Origin of the sequence: Shewanella morhuae (genome assembly GCF_003028295.1) — a bacterium.
Taxonomy (GTDB): domain Bacteria; phylum Pseudomonadota; class Gammaproteobacteria; order Enterobacterales; family Shewanellaceae; genus Shewanella; species Shewanella morhuae.
In genome coordinates, this window is the sequence record NZ_PYSG01000002.1 from 2,919,477 (window position 1) to 2,943,631 (window position 24,155).

Below are 24,155 nucleotides of genomic sequence, written 5' to 3' on the forward strand. Positions count from 1 at the left end.
ATGTTGTAAAGCGTATTTAGCGCATAAAAAACGAGCTACCAATGGCAGCTCGTTTTTTTATGTGTTGTATTTGAGTAACAATATCAACAATTAGAAATCCGTTTTACGGCCTTCATAGGTGGCGCGCATTTGCTGCACCGATGCCTCTTCATAGGGACGTAATCCACTCATCACTAACGTTTTAATCCCAGTTCCAACGACAATATCACCACTATGCAGTTCAAAATGCAGCGTGACGTCACCGCGTTTACCGTTGATTTTTAAATCTTGTCCAACAAGCGAGAGTGTCACTTCAATAAAATCTAAAGTGGTCAAATCAAACGACATACTTTCGTAAATAACTAAGGGTCGTTCTGGGTTTATCATCACTTGATGCTGCTTCATCAAAGGGATCAAAATATCAATAAAGTTATGCCCAGAGAACGCCACATACTGACGAATAAAGGATTCTGTTTGCGCGTCACAACGGCTGACATCACCTTGACGGCTGACATTAAGGTAGACTTTTTCACGGCTATCACAAATCGAGAAACTGTCATTCACCTGCGCCGGAAACTGTAATTCAGTGCCATCACCCACCATGCCTGCAAAGCTAAATTTCATCTGCTGGCTTAAACCATACTGGGTTAATACTAAGGCAAACAACAAATCACCTGGCACACAAAAACGCTTAGCACCCACGTCGTGTATAGGATTGAAGTCCTGCGCAATTTTTTTGGCGAAGTCACTGGCTTGTTGTGCGGAAACGGAAATAGTTTGATTTTGCTTTAAAAAATACGGCGCTAGAAACATATAAACTCTATTTTAAATGACTCAAATAAGGATGGATAACAAAATTATCAAGAGTTTACCTTACATTAGGCATTTAACTCACCCGATGACTTAGCCCCAAGGAAGACGTACAAAGTAACAGCATATTCACATTTGTAAAGCCAAACAAAACGCCGGAGTCATAACATTAATGAATAAGTAATGAGCGTCAATAGAAATTAAATAACACATTAAACTCTTTTAAATTCACGCTTTAACTGATAATCATCGTCTGTAACTAACTGCTCGAGCACTTCAATACGCTGACGCAAACTGGCTAACTCAGCCCGCAGCGCTTGATTTTCAGCTTCTTGTTCACGGTTCAAACCAACTGATTTATTGCGTATTTTCATAATCGCGACCACATATCCACCCACAATGGCGAATATTGGGATAAGCAAAGCGAGGGTGCTAGTGTTCATGATGATTTCCTTTCATTTTTATTTGGCTAAAATATCGAGCTTAAAATCTCGATTTGATGTTGGCTTTAAATAAAGCCAACATCAAACTATGCCAATAAGTATGCGCAAGATAACCGCAATTCACCAGAAGCCAAATTTAGCTAACCCGCATCATTCCTTATCGAAGCTATCCACCACAATCGCCCCCATGGATGCGGGCATAGAGATCACGATAATTCGTTTAATTGAGGTCAGCGGATCCTCAAAAAATGGCACTTTATCAAGACAAAGCAGCACCAAGAACACCACACAAGCTGTGAGTAAATACGCCACTACAATACGAAAAATAAATACTGGAACTCGGGTACGAATATTTTGCTGAAACACACTGTGGTAGGTAAAAACACCCAAAAATAGTAAGGATAAGCTAAACAACATAGCAAGATTAAACACGGGTAAGGTTTCACCGAGCTGCCACGCTTCCTCAGAAAACGCGACGGGCACCGCAAGTGCAAAGGCGCCAACACAGACTTGGCTGGCATCTTCGCTATTAAAACTAAAGATCATGCGCATCGCTCCTTAATGTTGCCTTCCTTTAATAAGTCAAAAATATCCCCATGTATGCCAACCTCACTCGGCGGCATTAAGTCCGATAAAGCACTTTAACCACATGAAAACCAAACTTTGTTTTCACAATATGCGGCACTAATAACTCACCGCTGAAAGCAACCTTATCGAACTGGGGCACCATTTGGCCTTTTTTAAACTCGCCTAAATCACCGCCTTTTTTAGCCGATGGGCAAGAGGAAAAACGTTTAGCGAGCATCGCAAAGTTAGCACCGTTATTCAGCTGCTTAATAATATCCTCAGCTTGCTCTTTGTGTTTCACTAAAATATGCACGGCGGCAGCGGTTTTATACATGTCATTTCTCACTTGGAATTCACCAACGATACAAGGTTAAATTGGCGTTATCGCATAAACACAACAACGCCATTGATACTCTGCAACGACGGTTTTAACTTAAACAGTATATGCCCAATACAGGGCATTATTGAGCGACGCTCAACTCAATGATTAACTCAAATATCAACTATCGACCAAGAATTTTTTGCCACCACTGCAACGGCTCGCCACAGTTGTTTATTGGACGATAGGTCGCGGTTAATGCGGGCAGTGCATCAACATTGCTGCAGGTAGATTCTTTAGCGACACCAGTATCTCGGTCAAAAAAGCCCCTAACCACCCCATTAACCTGAATCGAACGCAGGCTTATCGGAGGTCGTTCCTTTAAGAAGGCAAGATATACGGCCATGGCGCCACTACTACCATATAAGCTGGTTTTACCGTTATCGTCACGCCCCACCCAAATGGCCGCCACGTTACGCTCATCAAAACCGGCAAACCAAGAGTCGCGGCTATCGTTACTGGTACCGGTTTTACCCGCTAGTCCAACGCCGGGGAATGCATTACCCAAGCGCGTCGCAGTTCCAGTATTGACCACTTGTTGCATAGCATACTGAATTAAAAAGTCCGTTTCAGGCGATATGGCTTGCTCTTTAGGTAGTCGCGTTACAGGCAGTGGATTCTTTTCAGAATCGAGTACCGCCGTCACTGTGGTTAACTTACGATAAACACCACTATCGGCTAAGGTTTGATACACCTGCGCCACCATTAATGGCGAACCATTGACCGCCCCCAGCAACATTGAAGGGTACTGATTTAGTGGTTCATGCCAGCCAGATTTAGCCAAAGTGGTTGCTACTGCGTCAACGCCAACTGCAATGCCGAGGTTAACTGTAGGTACGTTCATCGACTTTTTCAGCGCGGTTAACAGTGGTACTTGGCCTGTAAACTTTTTATCAAAGTTTTGTGGCGACCAAGTTTTACCTTGCTCACTTTTTAAGGTAATAGGTTGATCTTTTAGCGGTGTTGCTAACGTAAATTGGCTATTAGGTGCTAGCGCTGTGGCATACACAAAGGGCTTAATTAACGAACCGATAGGGCGACGAATTTCTACCGCGCGGTTAAAACCGTCAAATCCTGGGGTCTTATCACCGACCATTGCCGCAATGCCGCCGGTATATTTATCAGTGACAACCATGCCTATCTGTAATGACTTGTTGCTTTTATCTAAGCTTTTAAGCGTTCGAGTGACCGCAATTTCCGCGGCTTCTTGAGCCATAGGATCAAGCGTGGTATAGATTTTCACCCCAGATTGTTTCAACAGTGCATCGCCATAACGCTCATTAACTTCTTGTTTTACGAGGGCAAAGAATGAAGGTAATTTTTGATGTGCAGGTTTATTGAAATTACGAATACCTAATGGCGACTCCACGGCCGCCTTGTATTCGGCCGTATTTAAATGACCCGCATCCATGAGTAAACGCAATACAAGATCGCGGCGCTCTTGAATGCGCTCGGGGTATTTCCAAGGGTTGTAATAAGATGGCCCCTTAATCGTAGCGACTAAAAAAGCCTGTTGAGAAATCGTCAACTCCGTGATGGGGCGACCAAAATAGAAGCGTGATGCTAAACCGACCCCATGCACGGCGCGGGATTTATCCTGCCCCATATACACTTCGTTAAGATAGGCTTCAAGGATTTCGTCCTTGCTGTAACGAAAATCGATAATCACTGCCATCAAGGCTTCGCGCACTTTACGCAGCAACGAACGCTCACTCGATAGGAAAAAGTTTTTCGCTAACTGCTGGGTTAACGTCGAGCCACCTTGCACAGTGCGACCGGCGCTAATGTTCACAAAAGCCGCGCGCGCAATCGCGAAAGGATTCACCCCATGATGTTCGTAAAAACTGCGATCTTCCACCAGCAGCAATGCCTGCACAATCGACGGAGGCATTTCTTCGGTCGGTACAAAAAGTCTGTCTTCACCATCGCCAGTAATAATACGATCGAGCAATACTGGTTCAAGATGGAACACGGCAAGTTGACGCTTGTCTGACATCCGGCTCACCGAGCTGACGCCATTACTGTCAAAACTTATCATAACTCTTTGTTCGACTTGGTCGCCTTCAGGGTGCAAAAAAGGTCGACGCCATAATTCGATACGCGTGCTTGAGGCCGAAAACTCACCTATTTGGCGTGGATTAGCCACCTTGCGATAACCGAGCAACTTAAGCTCGGCCATAATTTGCGGATGGCTAACGGCAGCGCCAGGATAGAGTGCCATAGAACGACTAAATACCTGCGCCGGCAGGTGCCATTTTTGCCCTTCAAATTTTTGCGCAATAATTTGGTCAAGATAAATGCTATATAAAGTGACCACGGCCAATCCCGCCAAACCGAGTTTCCAAGCAATTGACCAAATTCGTCGAAACACACCACGGCTATTTTTAGACCTGCGAGATGCGGGTGTTTTTTTTGTTGTCTTAGTTGTCATATCTACTTCATTATTATTGCATTTAAGGACATCAGCCATAGACACAACGCTGAGCATGCTGTGTATTAAAACCTGTAATAAAATAGTGTTATAACAGGCTGACTAAACTATGGCTGAGCTAAACCCAAGGTTTTTTTCTTGGTAAATTTTGTCGGTAATGTATTCACAGGATCGTCGGGCCACAGATGCTTAGGATATCGGCCGCGCATTTCCTTTTTCACTTCTACATAAGGCCCTTGCCAAAAGCTGGCGAGATCTGCCGTCAGCGCTAATGGCCGCTGCGCCGGAGAAAGTAACTCCATCGTCACCTTTAACTTGCCCTGCGCGAGCATTGGACTTTGTGCCATGCCAAAGGTTTCCTGTAACCGCACCCGCAGCAGCGCGCGTCCAGACTCATCGTATATAATCGGCGCTGAGGTTCCGGTGACTAATGGCCACGAAGTGGGCAATAACTCGTCGAGTCGCTGTTTCTGCTGCCAGCTCAAACAGTTTGCCACAAAAGCAAAACAATCGAGCTTAACTAATTGCGGCAGATTATTCACATTTTCAAGGTAAGGCGCCAGCCAAGTTTCAAGATTGGTTAATAATGCCTCATCATCAACTTGGGGCCAGTCACTAGCAATATCAAACTTAGTAGCGAGTTTAAGCCTGTATTGAAACTGTTCTAAGTTAGCGTTCCAATTGAGGATTTGTAATCCTTGCTGGCGTATGTAAGCCAGTAAGGCCGAGACAATTTGTTTACGCTCAGGCTTAGCTATCATCTCAGTTTTTACTAAAATTTGTCCGACCTTGTGTTGGCGCTGTGCAATGACACGGCCTTTGCTTTCATCCCAGCCACACAACTCATGGGTTTCCAGCAAGTCTTTTAACTCACTATCAAATAAACTTGGCTGAAACTGACTTGCCAAGTAAATTCGACCAGCGTTTCTGCCTTCGGTTTCTTGAAAATCGGCTACCACCATCCATGGGGTTTGCGACAATGCATCATCACCAACCAGCACCACGCCTGTGCCATTAGCTAATTGATAGCCCTCAACACCGCGCGCTTTGGCGATGCGGTCTGGATAAGCGAGCGCCAATAATAACCCCACATCACTGTGATGGGTATGGGTTGCGACTTGAGATAAATCAGCGGTTAATGCGAGTTTTTTCTGCCACTGTTTGGCTTGCAGTCCCGCTTGTCCTTGGCTGGCAAAGTACAAGTAATTCATGATATCGGCACCTTTTTTAGGTAGCCCTCGCGCCTCTAAAATTCCCGATAGCAAACAAGCTAAGCTACCTAATTGCGCTGCTTGCCCGCTGATTTTTGCGCCCAAGCTTTTGGCACCCAATAGCATATGAGCAAGCCTTGGGTGGCATCCTAGTTCGTAAGCTGCTTTGCCGTGGGAAGTGAGTTTATTGTGGCTATCGACCATGCCTAAACGCTGTAATAATTGCCACGCCAGCGCCTCATTCACACTCGGCGGCGGCGTTAACAGCATTAAATCACTGAAGGATTTAGCCCCCCAATAGGCACAATCGTGGGCCATAGACACCAGATCTGCTTGGCTTATTTCGGGTTCATCCGCCCTTAGCATCCGCCCATGTTCTTCTTGGCTCCACAGGCGTACACACACACCTGCCGATAAACGTCCGGCGCGGCCGCTGCGCTGAGTTGCAGAAGCTTGGCTAATACGCTTTAAGCCTAAACGGGTAACGCCAGTCTTGGGATTAAAACTGGCTTGGCGCTTATAGCCACTGTCGATGACAAAACCTATGCCCTCAATGGTTAAGCTTGATTCTGCGACGTTAGTGGCTAACACGATTTTGCGCCTGCCGTCTGTCGTTGCCGCTATTGCGCTGTCTTGCTCCGCCCCTGAAAGCTCGCCATAGAGGGGGCAAATCAAAAAAGCATCATGACTTAAACGCTCACGCAAAAATTGCTGTAATCGTGAAATTTCGCCTTTCCCGGGTAAAAATACCAGCACAGCATTATTGGTAGCCGTTTTATCGACACTAGCGCTACTAGCCGAGACCAAATCGAGCACGCTGCGGCCAAGGTGATCAAGCCAATGCTGCTGCGTTGGCACAGGACGATATTCAATCTCAACGGGAAAACTGCGACCTTCACTGTGTAAAGTCACGGCTTCTGGCATCAGTTCGCCCAAGGCGAGGCCAGATAAGGTCGCTGACATGGCTAATATCTTTAAATCATCCCGCAATGAGGCTTGTACTTCGAGCGCTAAAGCGAGGCCTAAATCGGTGGTGAGATGCCGTTCATGGATCTCATCGAAGATGATCATTCCAATCCCAGTTAACTCGGGATCTTGCTGGATCATGCGCGTGAGTATGCCTTCGGTAACAATTTCTAAACGAGTATTAGCGCTGACTTTTGATTCACCCCGAACGCGATACCCCACCTCTTGCCCCACCTTTTGCTGACGGCAACTGGCAATATAATGCGCTACACTGCGCGCCGCGACGCGCCTAGGCTCGAGCATTAAAATACGGCCGCTAATTTCTGGCCAATCCAGCATAGCCAAAGGTAACGCCGTCGATTTTCCCGCACCTGTGGGCGCCTCGAGGATCACTTGAGCGTGACGAGAAAATGCCGCGCGCAGCGGTGCAAGTAAAGAATGAATGGGTAGATGGTTCAATGCACAAATATACAAAGGATAAATTATTCGGCAGTTTAACATAGCTGGTTAATACTGTCCCTTTAACACCCTCGTCTTTAAAACAGTCTTGTCCATTGAGAGAGTTCTCCCCAGACGGAGCTAGCCAGCATCAACACTAGGAACCTATCGAATTGAGAAGATTTAAGTGAGAAGATATTGCTAACTAATGTATAAACGCATCACCAAAAATGGCACGTTTAAAAGCGTTAACTTGTCGATAAACCCAACCATTAGGCCAAAGTTAACATGACACTTAACACCAAAATGGTTGCTTAATATATCCGCGTAAAGCATTAGGACTAACCAACATATGCAGCAGAAATTATTTCTGGGCTTCGCCCCGACAAATACACAAAAGAAATATCTCATCGCATTGCAACAAACGCTGAGTACCCATCTACTCCCTGAGGCAAAAACCGTTGACGCTGACAACTTACACTTAACCCTCGCTTTTCTTGGTTTAGTCGATGAGGCGCAAAAGATTAGCTTAATTGATGCGGTCAATGATTTAACTAAACCCACTTTTAGCATTCGTCTCAACAGGTTCGATTTATGGCCCAATGCACAAGTATGTTGTTTGAAGGGCAATAACATTGAGCCATCGTTAGCACGATTAGCTCGGCAAACGAATCAAATCGCTGAGCAGTTAAAATTATATAAAAGTGGACACAACTTTTGCCCGCATATCAGCTTATTCAGAAAGGCAAAAGAATGGAGGCAAGGTAATAACAGCCCAGATTTAACGATATTTGAAGGTTTAGATAAGAGTGAATTAACCTTAATGCCAGACTGTTTGCAGTTATACCATTCCACAAACACCCCAAGCGGAGTGAAATATCAAACGCTATACACTTGGGCGCTCACATAAATGGTTTAAATCCTATAGCATCCCAAGTTTTATTTAAGCTGTTTATTTATATAAACCAGCCTAAATAAATCATCTTTATAAGGATAAAATTGACTTGAGATAGCTTGTTTTTACAACAAAACCCTAATTAAAAATGCTTATTCTAATAAACGTAGGGTTTCGCGATAGGCACGCTTTTGTTCGTAGGTTTGTAACCTTTGTATAAACTCATCAGTCTTAGCCATTACCGCGCTCGCTTTTAATGCTTCAATGGCTTTTTGTTGCGTCGAAATCGCTGCAGTAAAATTACCCAACTCAGCATAGCCCGCTGCAAGATTATCTAAATTAGTAGGATCGTTCTCGTTAGTTTTAAGTAATTTTAAAGATAATTCGACCGCTTTATTACCGTCGCGATATTGAGCTTCAGGACAAGTCGCTAAAATCCACGCAACATTCCCTAAGGCAATATCATCACCCACATGGGAAAATTGCTCGACCGCTTTACCACAGTTACGCTCAACACCATCGCCACCAGAGGCGTAAATAAAGCCTAAACGAAACTGAGCCCAGCGGCTCCCTTGCTCGCCCAGTGCTTTATACCAATGTTCAGCCACGGCTAAATCGCGCTTCACCAGTTGCCCCTCAAATGACAGATCAGCTAGCGTTTGTTGCGCTTTTTCATGCTGCTGCTCAGCGGCAAGTGATATCCAATGCAAGCCAGAGGGTACTTCTTGCACCACAAAACGTCCCGATAGGTACATGAGCCCCAGTAAAAACTGTGCATCGGCATCACCTTGTTCCGCTGTAATCTGAATATGTACAAACTTACTGGCGGCGAGTTCAGCGGCAGGTTGTGGGATAGAAAACGCCTGCGCCGCAGAGCTTAGCCCTAATGTTAGGCTTAAACTTACGCCTAAAACCCATAATCTGTATTTCACTGAATTAACCTCTCTTAAAAATGACGGCCCTCAAAGTTAGCCAGAATTAGCCTTATAAGTCGAGTCTAAATCTAGCCAGAACTCAGGAAAAGGCTGAAAAGAGCCCTATGGGCGCTGGCTTTTACAAAACGAATACAAATTAAATGTAATTTAGGCGCATCTTTAATCCATTATCTATAATAAAACGGCTTTAAAGCACGGGGAAGATGTGATTAACTCGACAGAGTTAAGTGAATCTTGCAAGTTTCAAACTGATTTAGTTGACTTAAATCACTAAGTCAGCAAAATAAGTCATAATTTTATATGCTTAATTACATTTATTCACTTTTTCTAAACTAAGACTTCCATCAAGTTTTTATGTGTCTAATTGACGTAATATGCTTATTTAGAATTATCTTACTTTCGTTTTAATCAATCGAGGAATATCAACATGGCTCTGATTGGTAAGCCAAAACCTGATCCAACTTTGGAATGGTTTTTATCACACTGTCACATTCATAAATATCCAGCGAAGAGCACTCTTATTCATGCTGGTGAAGACTCAGATACGCTTTATTACATCGTAAAAGGTGGTGTTGCTGTATTGATTAAGGATGAAGAAGGTAAAGAGATGATTCTCTCTTATCTGAACCAAGGTGATTTTATCGGCGAGTTAGGTTTGTTTGAAGAACAAGCGGAACGTACTGCTTGGGTTCGAGCTAAACAAGCTTGTGAAATCGCTGAAATTTCTTACAAAAAATTCAGACAGCTGATTCAAGTTAACCCTGAAATTCTCATGAAGCTATCTGCACAAATGGCCTATCGCCTACAAAGCACTAGCCAAAAAGTGGGCGATCTTGCATTCCTAGACGTAGCAGGCCGTATTGCTCAAACTCTATTACATCTAGCAAAACTACCTGATGCGATGACACATCCTGATGGCATGCAGATCAAAATCACTCGTCAAGAGATTGGTCAAATCGTTGGCTGTTCACGGGAAACTGTCGGCCGTATTTTGAAGATGTTAGAAGAACAGAATTTGATTCAAGCTCACGGTAAAACAATCGTCGTATACGGTACCCGTTAAGTTAGTCTTCAGCTTGATTTAAGCCGACCTTATTACAGTGGCCTAGGATTAATTCTAGGCCACTTTTTATTGGAGAGCCCAAATGAAACGGCTGTTTTTAATGTTTTTTTTCAGTCTATTAATGCTTACGCATTCAAAAAAATTGCATGCCGAACCGATTGAGTTAGAACACTATCAAGCTAAAGCACTCGTCAACTCTGGGCAAATACTGTCCTTAAACGGTACACTCGCCGTGGTTAATCAATTTTGCCAAGGCGAACTAATTGATGCTCATCTCTATCAAGAAGATCACAAATGGCGCTATGATTTACAAATCAAAGTTCAGCGGGGCCAAATCGTCAATCTCAGTATTGATGCAACCAATGGTCAAGCTGATCACTCAATAGCATTACCGAGCGAATGTCGAACACATGAAACTGTTACTCGTTGAAGATAACCCTATGTTGGTCAGTGAGCTCTCAAAACAGCTCAAAATAGCAGGCTATGTTACTGATATTACTGATAAGGCGCTTGAAGCCGATTACCTGATCAAAGAAACCCAATATGATTGCGTGATTTTAGATATCGGTTTACCCGATGGTAACGGCCTTGAATTACTCGAAGGCTGGCGCGCTCAAGGGATTAGCACGCCTGTAATTATGCTAACCGCCCGCAGTCAATGGCATGAAAAAGTAGAAGGCTTTAATGCCGGCGCCGATGATTACTTAGGCAAGCCCTTCCATACACAGGAATTATTGGCTCGTATTCAAGCATTAATCCACCGTGCACATGGCCGCTTAAATACCTCCAGTAAACAGTTAAGCTATGGCGGCGTTACCTTAGATGAAGCCGAGCAAACAGTAAAAGTGGCTGAGCAGTTGTATGAACTCACCGCAATGGAATTCAGACTGTTAAAAATCTTCCTTATGTCGCCTAAAAAACTACTCTCTAAGACACAGCTTACCGATAAGCTCTATCAGTTTGACGATGAAAAAGAGAGTAATGTGGTAGAGGTGTATGTCACTCATTTACGTAAAAAATTAGGCAAAACCGCGATCGAAACTCGTCGCGGCCAAGGTTATATCTTCCACGGCATCGTTGAATGATTTCAATCCGTACTAAGCTCAGTTTATGGTTAACGGGCTTATTAGTGTTAGGTACGGTCGTAGGACTCATATTATTTGAGTCCATGCTACGACAAGCCTTCCATGACTCTATTATCAATCGCTTAGAAGAAGATCTCGAACACATTATGCTGGCAACCCATATCCACGATGGGGATATCAGCATAGATCAGAGTCAACTTTCCAGTTTTTATAAACCCGCCTATTCAGGCCGTTATTTTCAACTTAACTTGCCCAATGAAGTCATTCGCTCGCGATCGCTATGGGATATGCAGTTAGATATTGAACCGCTAGCCCCTAATCAAACGCGTGTTTGGCAGGCTAAAGGCCCTAAAAATAACGATATGCAGCTGTTGTCACTGGGCTTAACGTCGAGCAGTGCTAATGTCAGCGCCACATTGACCGTTGCCCAAGATTTAAGTATTGGCAGGCGAGTATTTAGTGAGGTTTATGGCACTAAACTTGGAATAAACCTCGCTATGTTATTTGCCATGATTGCGGGGATTTTTATTATTTTGCGTCAATCTTTTAAGCCAGTTAAACATATTCAGCACGCACTTTCTCGGCTAAGAGAAGGCGAAATTACCGCGCTAGAACTGAATAATATTCCCCCTGAAGTGCAGCCACTGGCTAAGACCTACAACGAGTTACTCGAGTACACTGCCAAACAAATTGAACGTAGCCGCAATAACTTAGGCAACTTAAGCCATGGGCTTAAAACCCCGCTGGCCGTGATGCAGCAACAGGTTGAAGCGCTTGGTCTTAAAGATCCCGAAACTGCCATTGCTTTACAGCAACAACTTGATGTTATCCATAAGATGGTCGAGCGTAAACTTGCAGCAGCACGGATCACCGGTGATATGCTTCCCGCTGCGCAATTGGTGATCCCAAGGGATTTACAGAGTCTGGTTAATACCTTAAACAAGGTTCATCACCACAAGAACATAGAATGCAATTTTGACCTCGATGCGACTATTTTGCGTTTACCCATCCACAGAGAAGATGGTATGGAGCTACTTGGTAATCTACTCGATAACGCCTTTAAGTGGGCCCAGAGCCGAGTCAGTATTCAGCTATCGCGCCAGCAGGAACGACTGTGCCTTTGTATCGATGATGATGGCACAGGCGTTGCCGATGATGAACTTAATAAGCTCACCCAACGCGGCACTAGGTTAGATGAGTCAGTAATGGGGCACGGTTTAGGATTGTCGATAGTGAAGGAGATTGCCGAGCAGTACGAAATTGAACTTAAGTTTAGTCACAGCGACCGTTTAGGTGGGCTGAGAATTGAACTGAGCTTCAACTAACTTCATTTAATCTATTTGGCTTGCCCAGCCTTGTTTAGAATATAAAAATGCCATCAAATTGATGGCATTGTTTACCAAAGCTATAGGCCTCTTAATTAAACTAAGCTTTATTCACATTGGTACTTTCAAAAATCTTATCGGCAGAAGCCGCCACAAACCCGGTATACAATTCGCCATTGGCCATAGGATAACGTAGGGCAAACTCATAGAAACAGCTGGGGATTTCAACCGTGGCATCGTTAAATTCAACCGCCATTTTATCGGCCATTGTTGATGACTGCTCTAATAAAACTTCAGGTGATCCTTTAATCTCGCCGCCTGAGCCATTGAGCACAAAACCCGCTTGTTTTAACTTATCATTCACAGCCTCTAAGGTTTCAAAACCATCGAGATGATTGATAGAGACTGTGAAATGGTTAGCACGATAACCAAATGCCGCCACCCAAGCCGCATATTCACTCTCGGCTAATAAATCCTCATAGGTTTGAGCATCTAAAGACCAGTGACGACCTGAGTAGATAAAATTATCAGCCGTTGTTGCGATTACATTTACTTGAGCGATTAAGTCTTGAATGGTTTCTTGTAGTGCAGGGCTAAATTCCTCAACTAACAGCTCAGAAATAAAAACTTTAGGCTGAGTCGAGTCTGGGTGCTCAAAATGTTTAGCAATAAGTTTTTTTTGCTCGAACTTATAATTACCGCAAGCGACATAACCTAACGAAGTGAAATGCTTAGCCAGCACATCTAAATTCACCTTGTCGATATTAAAAGTGCGCAGAGCAATATGATCGTTGATGATAGGCTCACCATGACCTAACAACGCATGCACTTTGGCCGCTGATGGAGTCATTTTAATGTAGTCTTGCCATAAATCGGCAAATAACGCGTTAATATCGGTATGCATAAAAACTCCTTTTATTGTGCTGCGGTTATTGCTGTTATTTTGCCGCAAACACTCTATGTAACGACTTAAATGCCACTGTTGCAGAATCACACATACCCACTGTAGAGGTTCAAGTTACGTTACTGCTTATTATTAAAAAGGAAGAACATGAGTTCTTCCTCTATTGCCATACAAAATATTTACTCACTCAACGCTTATAAGCTCAAACCAGGGCTTAAGGTTGCAGGCAAGCTTACTGCATCAGCCTCGACGGATGCGACCGGATAAGCACAGTAATCAGCAGCATAGAAAGCACTCGCTCTATGGTTACCCGATGCACCTATGCCACCAAAAGGCGCCGCGCCTGATGCACCGGTGATTTGTTTGTTCCAGTTAACAATACCGGCACGAATACGCGCCAGAAAATAGTCATAATCTTCACGGCTATCGGCCAGTAAACCCGCAGACAAACCATAACGTGTTTGGTTGGCCAGTTTGATAGCCTGATCGAAATCGTTATAACGTACCAATTGCAGTAGCGGCCCAAAGTATTCTTCATCAGGCAAGACATCAATAGCTGTCACATCGATAAGACCAGGAGAGACTAAACCCGTCCCCGCTTCTAAATGGGTTAACTCGACTAACGACACACCGCCCAAATTAAGTAGATTCGTCTGCGCTGCAACCATACCTTTAGCGGCCGCCTCAGAAATCATTGAGCCCATAAAAGGCTGTGGCTGCGCGTTCCAAGGTCCAACTTTAATTTGTTTTACCGCATTAACTAACATGGCAATCAAGGCATCGCCCTGTTCGCCTTGCTCTACGTATAAACGGCGCGCACAAGTACAACGCTGACCCGATGAGATATAAGCCGACTGCAAAATATCGTGCACGGCAGCTTTAATATCCTGCACATCTTTGATAATAAGAGGATTATTGCCACCCATCTCAAGCGCTAAAATTTTGCCTGGGTGACCTGAATATTGCTGATGCAGTAGATGACCGGTACGTGAACTACCCGTAAAAAATAAGCCATCAATCTGCGGGTGCGAAGCCAGTGCTTTACCCGTATCAACCTCGCCTTGGACTAAGTTGAGCACGCCAGCAGGCAGACCCGCTTTATCCCATAGGCTGACCATCAACTCGGCGACTTTAGGCGTTAATTCTGACGGTTTAAAAATCACTGTATTACCCGCCAATAAGGCTGGAACTATGTGACCGTTCGGTAAATGACCAGGGAAGTTATAAGGGCCGAAAACTGCCACCACACCGTGGGGTTTGTGGCGGATTACCGCGCGTCCCGCTGGCGTATCGTTAGCTTCAGTGCCAGTTCGTTTATTATACGCTGCGGCCGACAGTGCAATCTTGCCTATCATCGCACCAACTTCGGTCGCGGTTTCCCATTGAGGCTTACCGGTTTCTTGAGCGATCGTTTCTGCTAGTTCTGCTTTATTCGCTTCGAGCTGGCTGCGATACGCTTCGACTATGGTTAAACGCGCATCGAAACCTAACATAAACCAATCAAACTGCGCGCTGCGTGCTGCATCAACAGCGGCATTAACTTGCTCTGCGGTGGCCGTTTTACCTTTCCAGATAGTTTGTGCTGTGGCTGGGTTAATTGAGGTCACGTCATGACCGTTACCAGTATGCCACTGGCCTTGAATATAATGTGTCATTGGTTATTCCTACATTGCCAAAATACGGATTTGATCGCCTTTAGCGAGTAATAAACCCGCCGCCAGTTCAGGGCTAATGGTGATGTGTTCGGATTTATCGTCTACTGCCAATGCGGCAGACGTCGCTCGGTAATGAGCTAATTGAGTATTTGAGATAATAAATTGGCTGTCGGCCTCAAGCATGTCACCAATATCGACGGTCAATAAACGGCTTTCGCGTACACCGCGAATATCCGATAAACGACACTCTACCGTTGGGCCACCATCAAAAATATCCACATAGCCGCGGCACCTAAAGCCTTCAGCCTGCAGCAGGCTTAATGCCGGACGTGTATTGGTATGTACTTCGCCAATCACTTTTTGCGCTTCTTCAGGTAACAGACAAACATAAACAGGATTTCGTGGCATCATTTCGGCCATAAACGCCTTTTTACCTAATCCAGAAAGATAGTCTGCCTGAATAAAATCAATGCCTAAAAAATGCTTTTGCAGCCAACCGTAAAAAGGTGAATGACCATCTTCATCACTTACGCCACGCATTTCAGCAATCACAGTTTCGCCAAAACGTTTTGCATGTTGAGCTAAAAACAAAAAGCGGCTGCGGGATAACATCCGACCATTATTGCCCTTGCGGTACGCTTCACGCAAAAACAGCGTGCACATTTCAGCCGCGCCAGTGTAGTCATGACAAAGAGTGAGGGTTTCGACCTCGTTACGCACATCAATTTGTTCAGAATAATACACTTCGGTACCGAGACGATAATGGTAAAACGCATCCTCCATACCTACCGCGGCCTCAATGGCACAGGTGCCCACAACTTCACCCGTGTCGGTATCTTCTAGCACCATCAAATACCCTTCATCAAAGGGAGTTTCTACCGATTTAACGAATGAAGCCTCGGCTCGGGTGATTTTGTGTCTGAGTAAATCAGCATTCACGGGTAATGACGTAAAACCATGACCAGACTCTTCAGCAATTTGATATAAAGCCTCAAAATCGCCAGCCTGAATAGGACGTATGATTAACATCTTAGTGTCTCCTCACTTTAGCTTGCCGTGCAGCAATCTTCCCCTCTTTAAAAGATAGGTAGTGGTGCACGCAAGTATTCCCTGACAAAAAAGGAGTGCGAATAAATTCAGCACTCCTTTGGTCATTTAGGCGGCAGCTATACTCGCCACAGCACGTTCAAAACGAGCTAGACCTTCAGCAATATCTGCCTCGGGGATTACCAGAGAAGGAGCGAAACGTACTACGTTAGCACCTGCCATTAGGCTCATTAAGCCTTCAGCGACAGAAGCCACTAAGAAATCGCGTGAACGGCCTTGGTATTGCTCACTAAGCACTGCGCCTAGGAGTAAACCTTTACCGCGAACTTCTGAAAAAACATGATACTTTTCATTGATTTTATTGAGGCCATCACGCAATAACTGCTCACGATGTTTTACGCCATTAAGCACTTCTGCCGTGTTCACCACGTCTAATACTGCATTGCCGATAGCACAAGCCAATGGGTTACCACCGTAAGTAGAACCATGAGTACCCACTTTTAAATGTTCAGCAATTTCAGCCGTTGTGAGCATCGCTGCGATAGGGAAACCACCACCGAGTGCTTTTGCTGTAGTTAAAATATCCGGCACTATGCAAGTACCCATATAAGCGTACAGTTCACCTGTACGACCCACACCAGTTTGTACTTCATCAAAAATGACTAGCGCGTTGTGCTTATTAGCAAGCTCGCGTACCGCTTTCAAGAATGCTGGATCAGCATCAATAATACCGCCCTCACCTTGCAGCGGCTCAAGCATGATGGCACAGGTTCTATCCGTCACTGCGGCTTCTAATGCAGCAATATCGTTAAAAGGTAAGTGAGTAATGCTCTGCGGTTTAGGACCAAAACCATCTGAATAGGCGGCTTGACCACCCACGCTAACGGTAAAGAAGGTGCGACCATGGAAGGCTTTATCAAAAGCGATAATTTCATCTTTCTCAGCACCGTGTTTTTCTAAAGCGTAACGACGAGCGAGTTTTAATGCGGCTTCGTTAGCTTCAGCGCCGGAATTAGCAAAATATACTTTTTCAGCAAAAGTACTATTAACTAATTTAGTCGCTAATTCTAACGCTGGCTCGTTAGTCATCACGTTGGATAGATGCCATAACTTTTCGCCTTGAGTCTTTAGCGCATTGACAAGAGCGGGATGGCAGTGACCTAAGCAATTGACCGCGATACCGCCAGCAAAATCGATAAACTCGTTACCTTCTTGGTCCCACACTCGGCTACCTTCACCACGAACGGGGATCACGGCTGCTGGCGCATAATTTGGTACCATAACGACATCAAACTGGGCACGGTCTAACTTTATATCAACGCTCATTTCTTCATCCTTTGTCTTTATTTAATAGCGACTAGCGCCATCAGGGTCCCATAAGTATCTTTATCTAGAGTTAGTGATACTGGGATAACTTGTGTCTATTAATAACTATTATTAGCGAAAATGTGATCAAAACACCAGTTTTTCACAAACACCTTCCACCTAACTTGGGTTCTAAATGCATAAAGATTGCGGTTTAGGAACTATACAAGCACTTAATACCGTGACTCTAAGCATAATTAGTCATAAAAAAGTTATTTACGCCTCGTTTTGCTAGTTATTCACTGAATATGAATAATTACAGCATTTTAACGAATCGACCATTAAAGCATAAAATGACTATTTTTCACTCTAATCTCAATGACTTCGACTAATCACCATCCAGAGGAAAAGCAGAGCGCACATTTGAGGGTAAACGCCCTAACGGCCTGCTTTTTAAGCTACTTACTTGGATGAACGTCGGCTTAGAAACGTGCTATTTTGACATCTCGTATCTGCTCTTCGTCAACTCACAGCTGCTCAGCAAAATGAGGTTAAAATAATGACAAACTACCCGCAATAAATGTTGCATAAACGGCGTAATTTACCGTCAATATACATTATGAGGATTTGGCAAGGTATCAAGCAGAAAGGTAAGTTTGGGCTTCTGACAGGTTATTATTAGGAGAGGTTAACGCAAGTTTTTCACTCGCGTTATAGACAAACAATACCGACTACTGGCATATCATAATGCATACCAGCTATTCGATATTGACTCTATCATAGGCAAACTGCGGTGAGCTAACCCATCATAAAAAGCCCATTACAGCAGATCTAAGCGTCGATAATTTTGCGCTTTCAAACGCAGCACTTCTTGTTCTGTTAACTCATAATAATCAAACATTAAACGCCTTTCTTGTGGGTCAATTTGGCGCATTTCTTCGAGTAAAACTACCTTTGCATAGCAATTCGCCCGCGCGACAATTGCCGCCTGAGGAGACAATTCTCGATAGGTTAATGTTTGATCTAGCTCTTTAAGTAACAATGTTAACGGACTTGTTTCAAACTTAAGTAGCTCTAATAGCTGCCAATTAAGTTTATGTCCGTGAGTTAGCACTTGCTCATACACGGCCTTAGCTGGAAACTCTGTGGCGATGACAGCATCATGTACTTCCTTATCACGGCTAATGCCAGCCTCCCGAATCCAAGTACCCCATGTGTGATCAAATAATCGAGCACTTAAACTTAGCACAACAGATGTCCCTAACTGATTAAGCAAAGCACTGCTGTAAACCAATGCAGAATCAGTATTATGCAGATGCGCTAATGCATTGGCCGCTATCCCACTAACTATGCTGTAGCGCCATAATTTACGGGTAGTCCACAACAACTTGGCATTAGCACTAGGCAGCCAATTACGCAGGCAAAAATAAGGGATAATTGTCCGCAGGTTTTCAATACCGATAAAATTCATCACTAATTTGATATCAGTAACACGTACATCAGAACTCTGGGGGCGACGTGCGCGAAAAGAGGGACTGTTGACCATGTTGGTCAAGTCGCGGCATAGCCAGCTTAAATTATTAATCAGCGGCCTTAAACGCGTTGCATCGAGATTTGGCGCCAGCAGTAATTCTAACAATAGAATTTGTGATTCATTGATATCTGCTTTAGCTAGTACTAATTCAGGTGACGCGAGTTGATGTTCAATCGCGTTATTTACCGTTTCGTGCAGTTGGCTTGATACCGCGTCAAACACTTCTTTGGCTTGAATTTGTTTCATTAACCGCGCCAAAATAGCTTCGCGTTCGACATCCAATTTATGGGCATCGGCCTCTAACTCTAGATCGAGGTCATCCAAAAGAGTCGGACTTGCTTTTTGCGAGCCGAGGATCAATTGCTGGTAGAGTCTGTGCTCTATCTCTATAATCTTTCCGGGCCTAACACCACCCGCTACCGAAATCGCCACTATCAATCTTTCCTTTATAACTAAAACATGAGTGACGCCAATACAATCAACTGCTCGAAACTATTTCAATTTCAGCACATACACTTAATCTTAGCAATAATGCAAAGTCGCAGAACACAAACATATTATTACATCGAATATTTCTTACTCAGTTGCCCAATAAAAAAGCCTCACATAGAGGCCTTCAAAGAGAGAATTACTGAATTATTTAAGCTCTTGCTCAAATAACTTATAGATACGGCGATATTCATCTAGCCAACTAGAAGGCTGACGAAAACCGTGGGGCTCTACTGGATAAATAGCCATTTCAAAGGTTGGCTTTTCTAACTCAATAAGATGCTGCACCATACGCACGCTATCTTGGAAAAAAACGTTATCGTCCATCACACCACTCATAATCAAAAGTGGTTTAGTTAACCCTTGGGCATGTTCAATAGGAGAGCTGCGCTCATAGGCGATAGCATCGATATCAGGCGTGTTTAAAATGTTAGAGGTATAAGGCGCATTATAATGCGCCCAGTCGGCAACAGGGCGCAGTGCGGCTCCAGCTTGGAACAAATCAGGCGCGGTGAACAGTGACATAAAGGTTAAGAATCCGCCGTAGGAACCACCATAAGTCCCGACACGTTGAATATCAACATTCGTATTAGTCCCCATCCAGCTGACGCCATCTTTTAAGTCTTCCACTTCTGGATGACCCATATTACGATAAATCGCCGTGCGCCAATCGCGGCCATAACCCTTAGAGCCACGGTAATCCATGTCCATCACTACATAACCTTGCTGAGTCAGCAGGTTGTGGAACATAAACTCGCGGAAGTAACCGCTAAAGCCATAATCAGCATTTTGAAGATAACCTGCACCGTGATTGAAAATAACCGCAGGGTATTTCTCAGCGCGAGATTTGTCATAGCCTTGGGGCAAATAGACGCGGGCATACACATTGCCGGCACCATGATTTGAAGCCACAGTGACGACTTCTGGCGCTTGCCATGGATAGTTTTTAAAGGCATCGCTGGTGTAAGACGTGAGCTGTTTTAACTCGCCGCCAATAGGCTGAACATAAAGCTCATTGGGTTGTGTGCGGCGTGAGGCATTGAGTAATAGCTGAGTGCCATCAGGACTTAGGCTGTAATCTAAGTTGCCATCCCACTGCGTTAATTGCTCATTTTTACCTGTGGCTAAGTTCACCCGGTGAACGTTATAAATGCCAGGATGAGTTTGGTTAGCTTTGTAGTAGATATAATTCGCATCCGGTGACAGCGTGATGTCACTCACCACAAACTTGCCTTGAGTTAACGCGCGCGCATTTTTACCTTGTGCTTTAATATAAAGCTGCGAATAGCCAGATTCTTCCGACAAGTAATATAAGGTATCTGTACCCGGTAACCAACCAAATTGGTTGTAGTCGTAATTTACCCAAGCGTCGTCATGCAAACGATGTTCAGTAATAAATTTACCCTTAGCTAAATCGACACTGGCGATCCAGCGATCTTTGTTATCGGTGGCTTCTAGCATCAGGGCTAATTTATCTTCCGATTCATGCCACTGAATCGCGCTCTGGGTCCATCCCCAATCCTGTATTAATTGAATTTTACGTGGTGCTTTAGTGCTTTGGTAAGTTTCACCTTTCGCTTTAGCATTCTCAGCTTTCACTTTGGCAAGCACATCTTCATCAAAACCTGTAAGCCCCTCAATAGTGATATCGACTTGTTTATGCAGGTTTAAATCAAGCACCACAAAGCGTTGTCCTGGCGGCGTATCTTCAGCCACACGTGCACGCACGGGTACTGGATCGATATAGCCATCGCTACCTAAATAGTTAGGCATGATGTCGTGCTCACTGCTGCCGGTGTAATTCTTATCGGTCAGGGCAAGTAAAATGTAGCGGCCATCCGGTGACATGCTAAGCTCTGACACCACCTCGCTATCGCCTAAGTACCAAGTGCTGGCGGCGAGTGTTGGGTCGCTTTTTTGTAATGCTTCTTTGTATTGTGCCTTGGCGTTAGCATTCTCTTGCTGCAGCGCCACATACTGAATCAATCTATGCTGTTGCTTAGCAATATAAGACGTTGGCTCTTTTATACCTTCAGGCGCTTTCGCCATTTTAATTTCGGCAAGCTGCTCAACTAAGCCTGAGTCTTGATGAATTTGAAAAACATTGTCGCCCTGCCAATAGGCGATATCACCATTATTAAGATAACGCACGCCATCTATGGCGCTACGCTGGCGAGTCAGTTGGCTGACTTTACCTGTACTTAATTGCTTAACAAAAATATTACCCTGATACAGATAAGCCTTATGGGACTTAGTGCGATCTAACACGCCAAATTGCTGATCTGCAGCGTGTAATTTATCCAGAGCTAACTCGACCGCACGACTGTCATTGATGCCTTGCTGATAATAGCTACGTAAAGGTGAGGCGCTCGCTTGGCGGGCAAATAGCACACTTTGGCTATCGTCACTCCAGTAAGCCTCTTTAGCAAAAATACCCATCCAATCAGGATTGGCCATAATTTGATTAAGCGTAAGCGCCTGTGAAACTTGTGGCGGTTGGGCGAAGGGAACTTGGAATGCTTGTGGGGATGATACAGGAGCCGCTATTTCAGTCGATGTCGCTGCGCAACCTGCCAACACGGCAACCGCTAACGCACTTAAACCCAAATTTCGCATTACGCTTCTCATTTGTCCTTCCTTTTATTGTTATCGCAACGGCTAAATAACCTAACCTAGTCTAGTTTATCTGCTAGTTTTGCCTATTTGCGTAGTTTTGCCGAAGTTATAGCATAGTTAATCGCTAAACTTGCTTATAAAGAAGGATAAATCTTGTAACAGAAATTGATAGTACGAATATAGTGAAGAGAATTTTTAGGGCGAGGATATTATATAGGCGCAGCAGGTTGCGCTAAAAAATTGGCGAGTAGCTCAAGACCTTGCTCAGTAAGAATCGATTCCGGATGAAATTGCACCCCATAAAGTGGTAAGTCTTGATGGCTCATAGCCATGATTTCTCGGCCATGAATTGCATCATCAAACCAAGCATCGAGTACAAAACCTTCAGGCACAGCATCCACTAATAATGAGTGGTAACGAGTCACTGTTAAAGGTTGATTTAGCCCTTCAAATAACCGCTGACGGGTATGGGTAATTCTGCTGACTTTACCATGCATCACCCGTTTTGCGCGTACCACATTGGCGCCAAACACTTGTGCCATTGCTTGATGGCCTAGACATACACCGAGGATCGGCATGCGAGTGGCAAAATGCTCAATCGCTTTGAGCGAAATCCCGGCCTCATTGGGAGTGCAAGGACCAGGGGAAATCACTAAATGAGTAGGCGCAAGTACTTCGATTTCAGCAATGCTCACTTCGTCATTACGTTTCACCACGATCTCTTGCCCTAGTTGCTGAAAATACTGCACTAAGTTAAAGGTAAAAGAGTCGTAATTATCGATCATCAGCAACATACAAGATCCATTGGCCTAAATGGGTAAGGTGTAACGCATATCCGACGGATGAATGCGGGCGCAAATGCTACCACACCTTATCCTCAAGGTTTAGCCAATTACGGCATAAAATACAGCAACAAAAAAGCCAGTCATTCGACTGGCTTAGTTTTAAAACAACTTGAGCATTTCACCACAGCAATTTAGCGATCGTTATTTAACGACGGTCAAATGGCTACGACGCTTAGGAGGCTCATCAGTCGGTTCAGGTGCTTTAGCGTTTGTTTTAACAACCGATAAAGATGAATCGACTTCATCATCAATCAGATAAGCATCTTCGATATCGAAGACAGTACCCGAGCCGTTTTCACGGGCATAAATAGCGACAATAGCCGCCATTGGTAACATTACCTGCTGAGGAACACCGCCGAAACGTGCATTGAACTCCACAAACTCATTGCTAATTTGCAAATTGCCCACTGCGCCAGCAGCGATGTTTAACACTATCTGGCCATCCTTCACGTATTGCTGTGGTACTTGGGTGCCTTCAACAAAGGCGTCCACCACAACGTGAGGAGTCAATTGGTTGTCCATCAACCAATCATAGTAAGCCCTTAGTAAATAAGGACGATTTGGAGTCAAAGGTTTCATTACATACCCATGCGCATTTCGCGTTCAGCTTCAGTTAAAGAAGCTTTAAACGATTCACGCTCAAAAATTCGGGTCATATACGCTTTGATATCTTTAGCGACACGGCTATCTAGCTCAATACCTAATACAGGTAAGCGCCATAACAATGGGCCAAGGTAGCAATCCGCTAGACCAAATTCTTCGCTCATAAAGTAAGGCACTTCACCGAATACAGGTGCTATAGCAATCAGGCTTTCAGTCAACTCTTTACGAGCTGCTTCAACGCGATCACCCTTACGGATACGCTCAACTAGCGCATACCAGTCTGTATCTATGCGGTGCATCATCAAACGGCTTTGACCGCGAGATACTGGATAAACTGGCATCAAAGGCGGATGAGGAAAACGTTCATCCAAATATTCCATGATAATACGAGATTCGTATAATACGAGTTCACGGTCTACCAAAGTAGGCACTGAGTTATATGGGTTGACTTCAAGTAAGTCCTCAGGCATTTCGTTAGGGTCGACCTGTAAAACATCAACAGTAACCCCTTTCTCAGCTAACACGATACGCACTTGATGGCTATACAGATCATCAGCACCTGAAAACAGTGTCATGATAGAGCGTTTGTTGGCAGCAACAGCCATTGATACCCTCCAGAATCGAAATAAA

21 protein-coding genes are annotated in these 24,155 nt (G+C 44.3%); 5 read left to right on the top strand and 16 right to left on the bottom strand.

The features are described 5' to 3' along the window. Positions 1-90 precede the first annotated feature (90 nt). From C9I43_RS13230 to hrpB, 6 genes are all read right to left on the bottom strand, one after another. A complete protein-coding gene (locus C9I43_RS13230; protein WP_076497976.1) occupies positions 91-792 on the bottom strand; it encodes a DUF3581 domain-containing protein in 702 nt (233 codons plus the stop codon). Between the two features lie 209 nt (positions 793-1,001). Further along, on the bottom strand, positions 1,002-1,232 hold the full coding sequence (locus C9I43_RS13235) for a hypothetical protein (protein ID WP_107883738.1): 231 nt from the start codon (positions 1,230-1,232) through the stop codon (positions 1,002-1,004). A 150-nt stretch (positions 1,233-1,382) separates the two neighbouring features. Then, positions 1,383-1,778 (bottom strand): DUF2391 family protein, encoded by a 396-nt coding sequence (locus C9I43_RS13240; RefSeq protein WP_076497980.1) that lies wholly within the window; start codon positions 1,776-1,778, stop codon positions 1,383-1,385. Between the two features lie 76 nt (positions 1,779-1,854). Further along, positions 1,855-2,133, bottom strand: a complete 279-nt coding sequence (locus C9I43_RS13245) for a peptidylprolyl isomerase (RefSeq protein ID WP_076497981.1) — start codon at positions 2,131-2,133, stop codon at positions 1,855-1,857. 169 nt (positions 2,134-2,302) lie between these two features. After that, complete coding sequence (gene mrcB / locus C9I43_RS13250) at positions 2,303-4,609, bottom strand: penicillin-binding protein 1B (protein WP_107884168.1); 2,307 nt, start codon at positions 4,607-4,609, stop codon at positions 2,303-2,305. A gap of 107 nt (positions 4,610-4,716) precedes the next feature. Next, the gene (gene hrpB, locus C9I43_RS13255; RefSeq protein ID WP_181317891.1) at positions 4,717-7,287 is read right to left on the bottom strand and encodes an ATP-dependent helicase HrpB; all 2,571 of its coding nucleotides are present in this window, start codon (positions 7,285-7,287) and stop codon (positions 4,717-4,719) included. Positions 7,288-7,576: 289 nt separating this feature from the next. Between hrpB and thpR the strand changes: the two genes are divergently transcribed. Beyond that, positions 7,577-8,134 carry an RNA 2',3'-cyclic phosphodiesterase gene (gene thpR / locus C9I43_RS13260; RefSeq protein ID WP_107883739.1) on the top strand — a complete coding sequence of 186 codons (558 nt, stop codon included), beginning with the start codon at positions 7,577-7,579 and terminating at the stop codon, positions 8,132-8,134. A 137-nt stretch (positions 8,135-8,271) separates the two neighbouring features. Here the strand turns inward: thpR and C9I43_RS13265 are convergent, their stop codons facing one another. Beyond that, positions 8,272-9,051: a tetratricopeptide repeat protein gene (locus C9I43_RS13265; protein ID WP_107883740.1), complete on the bottom strand. Its 780-nt coding sequence runs from the start codon at positions 9,049-9,051 to the stop codon at positions 8,272-8,274. A gap of 430 nt (positions 9,052-9,481) precedes the next feature. Between C9I43_RS13265 and crp the strand changes: the two genes are divergently transcribed. The 4 genes from crp to C9I43_RS13285 all read left to right on the top strand — a co-directional run bounded on the left by crp (position 9,482) and on the right by C9I43_RS13285 (position 12,527). Continuing rightward, a complete protein-coding gene (crp, locus tag C9I43_RS13270; protein WP_107883741.1) occupies positions 9,482-10,117 on the top strand; it encodes a cAMP-activated global transcriptional regulator CRP in 636 nt (211 codons plus the stop codon). Positions 10,118-10,199: 82 nt separating this feature from the next. After that, positions 10,200-10,547: a PepSY domain-containing protein gene (locus C9I43_RS13275; protein ID WP_107883742.1), complete on the top strand. Its 348-nt coding sequence runs from the start codon at positions 10,200-10,202 to the stop codon at positions 10,545-10,547. After that, positions 10,528-11,202, top strand: coding sequence for a response regulator transcription factor (locus C9I43_RS13280; RefSeq protein WP_076497991.1), 675 nt, complete (start codon positions 10,528-10,530; stop codon positions 11,200-11,202). Before C9I43_RS13275 ends, C9I43_RS13280 begins: the two co-directional genes overlap by 20 nt. Then, positions 11,199-12,527, top strand: coding sequence for an ATP-binding protein (locus tag C9I43_RS13285; protein WP_107883743.1), 1,329 nt, complete (start codon positions 11,199-11,201; stop codon positions 12,525-12,527). The genes C9I43_RS13280 and C9I43_RS13285 overlap by 4 nt, the downstream gene beginning before the upstream one ends. A gap of 100 nt (positions 12,528-12,627) precedes the next feature. Here the strand turns inward: C9I43_RS13285 and C9I43_RS13290 are convergent, their stop codons facing one another. The 9 genes from C9I43_RS13290 to sspA form a co-directional block, all read right to left on the bottom strand. After that, the gene (locus C9I43_RS13290) at positions 12,628-13,431 is read right to left on the bottom strand and encodes a DUF1338 domain-containing protein (protein WP_107883744.1); all 804 of its coding nucleotides are present in this window, start codon (positions 13,429-13,431) and stop codon (positions 12,628-12,630) included. 194 nt (positions 13,432-13,625) lie between these two features. Beyond that, positions 13,626-15,086, bottom strand: coding sequence for a succinylglutamate-semialdehyde dehydrogenase (gene astD, locus C9I43_RS13295; protein WP_107883745.1), 1,461 nt, complete (start codon positions 15,084-15,086; stop codon positions 13,626-13,628). Between the two features lie 9 nt (positions 15,087-15,095). Further along, entirely contained in the window at positions 15,096-16,115 is a 1,020-nt protein-coding gene (gene astA / locus C9I43_RS13300) for an arginine N-succinyltransferase (protein ID WP_076497999.1), read from the bottom strand. A 126-nt stretch (positions 16,116-16,241) separates the two neighbouring features. After that, complete coding sequence (locus C9I43_RS13305; RefSeq protein WP_107883746.1) at positions 16,242-17,459, bottom strand: aspartate aminotransferase family protein; 1,218 nt, start codon at positions 17,457-17,459, stop codon at positions 16,242-16,244. 799 nt (positions 17,460-18,258) lie between these two features. After that, positions 18,259-19,404 (bottom strand): HDOD domain-containing protein, encoded by a 1,146-nt coding sequence (locus C9I43_RS13310; protein WP_076498003.1) that lies wholly within the window; start codon positions 19,402-19,404, stop codon positions 18,259-18,261. Between the two features lie 204 nt (positions 19,405-19,608). Continuing rightward, a complete protein-coding gene (locus tag C9I43_RS13315) occupies positions 19,609-22,089 on the bottom strand; it encodes a S9 family peptidase (RefSeq protein WP_076498005.1) in 2,481 nt (826 codons plus the stop codon). A gap of 197 nt (positions 22,090-22,286) precedes the next feature. Then, positions 22,287-22,871: an anthranilate synthase component II gene (locus tag C9I43_RS13320; RefSeq protein ID WP_107883747.1), complete on the bottom strand. Its 585-nt coding sequence runs from the start codon at positions 22,869-22,871 to the stop codon at positions 22,287-22,289. A gap of 192 nt (positions 22,872-23,063) precedes the next feature. Next, positions 23,064-23,501, bottom strand: coding sequence for a ClpXP protease specificity-enhancing factor (locus tag C9I43_RS13325; protein ID WP_076498009.1), 438 nt, complete (start codon positions 23,499-23,501; stop codon positions 23,064-23,066). Beyond that, positions 23,501-24,130: a stringent starvation protein SspA gene (sspA, locus tag C9I43_RS13330; RefSeq protein WP_076498011.1), complete on the bottom strand. Its 630-nt coding sequence runs from the start codon at positions 24,128-24,130 to the stop codon at positions 23,501-23,503. The genes C9I43_RS13325 and sspA overlap by 1 nt, the downstream gene beginning before the upstream one ends. Positions 24,131-24,155: the final 25 nt, after the last annotated feature.

Coding starts and splice junctions, on each gene's coding strand:
- C9I43_RS13230 (WP_076497976.1), bottom strand. CDS start 792: ATGTTTCTAGCGCCGTATTTTTTAAAGCAAAATCAAACTATTTCCGTT.
- C9I43_RS13235 (WP_107883738.1), bottom strand. CDS start 1,232: ATGAACACTAGCACCCTCGCTTTGCTTATCCCAATATTCGCCATTGTG.
- C9I43_RS13240 (WP_076497980.1), bottom strand. CDS start 1,778: ATGATCTTTAGTTTTAATAGCGAAGATGCCAGCCAAGTCTGTGTTGGC.
- C9I43_RS13245 (WP_076497981.1), bottom strand. CDS start 2,133: ATGTATAAAACCGCTGCCGCCGTGCATATTTTAGTGAAACACAAAGAG.
- mrcB (WP_107884168.1), bottom strand. CDS start 4,609: ATGACAACTAAGACAACAAAAAAAACACCCGCATCTCGCAGGTCTAAA.
- hrpB (WP_181317891.1), bottom strand. CDS start 7,287: ATGTTAAACTGCCGAATAATTTATCCTTTGTATATTTGTGCATTGAAC.
- thpR (WP_107883739.1), top strand. CDS start 7,577: ATGCAGCAGAAATTATTTCTGGGCTTCGCCCCGACAAATACACAAAAG.
- crp (WP_107883741.1), top strand. CDS start 9,482: ATGGCTCTGATTGGTAAGCCAAAACCTGATCCAACTTTGGAATGGTTT.
- C9I43_RS13275 (WP_107883742.1), top strand. CDS start 10,200: ATGAAACGGCTGTTTTTAATGTTTTTTTTCAGTCTATTAATGCTTACG.
- C9I43_RS13280 (WP_076497991.1), top strand. CDS start 10,528: ATGAAACTGTTACTCGTTGAAGATAACCCTATGTTGGTCAGTGAGCTC.
- C9I43_RS13285 (WP_107883743.1), top strand. CDS start 11,199: ATGATTTCAATCCGTACTAAGCTCAGTTTATGGTTAACGGGCTTATTA.
- C9I43_RS13290 (WP_107883744.1), bottom strand. CDS start 13,431: ATGCATACCGATATTAACGCGTTATTTGCCGATTTATGGCAAGACTAC.
- astD (WP_107883745.1), bottom strand. CDS start 15,086: ATGACACATTATATTCAAGGCCAGTGGCATACTGGTAACGGTCATGAC.
- astA (WP_076497999.1), bottom strand. CDS start 16,115: ATGTTAATCATACGTCCTATTCAGGCTGGCGATTTTGAGGCTTTATAT.
- C9I43_RS13305 (WP_107883746.1), bottom strand. CDS start 17,459: ATGAGCGTTGATATAAAGTTAGACCGTGCCCAGTTTGATGTCGTTATG.
- C9I43_RS13315 (WP_076498005.1), bottom strand. CDS start 22,089: ATGAGAAGCGTAATGCGAAATTTGGGTTTAAGTGCGTTAGCGGTTGCC.
- C9I43_RS13320 (WP_107883747.1), bottom strand. CDS start 22,871: ATGTTGCTGATGATCGATAATTACGACTCTTTTACCTTTAACTTAGTG.
- C9I43_RS13325 (WP_076498009.1), bottom strand. CDS start 23,501: ATGAAACCTTTGACTCCAAATCGTCCTTATTTACTAAGGGCTTACTAT.
- sspA (WP_076498011.1), bottom strand. CDS start 24,130: ATGGCTGTTGCTGCCAACAAACGCTCTATCATGACACTGTTTTCAGGT.